The organism is Janibacter sp. CoH_79_TC_3, assembly GCF_058197955.1.
Genome location: NZ_JBXWIV010000134.1, coordinates 1 through 256, shown reverse-complemented (window position 1 = coordinate 256; position 256 = coordinate 1). Strand labels below are relative to the sequence as shown.

The window sequence follows — 256 nt, the reverse complement described above, 5'->3', positions numbered from 1 at the left end:
CCATATGAATATCTTCCTGCTAATCGCAGGAACTTATACGCCGGTCTCCTTTGCACTCGAACCATTCTGGCGCAATTCAATCATCGCAGGCATGTGGATCTGCACTACCGTGGCGCTCATCATTCACGTCATCTGGATCAGTGCTCCACGCTGGCTTGACGTGATTGTGTATATTATTTTCGGCGTTTCCGGCGTGGCATTCATGGGATTGTTCTGGATTTCACCATACGCCGGCCCGGCGGTTGTGGTGCTGTTG

At 51.6% G+C, this 256-nt stretch carries 1 protein-coding gene; it reads left to right on the top strand.

What is annotated here, in order from left to right; all coding sequences use genetic code 11:
• Positions 1-256: hemolysin III family protein (locus tag AC2FA3_RS15365; RefSeq protein ID WP_490510342.1), on the top strand; the 256-nt coding region annotated here is incomplete at both ends.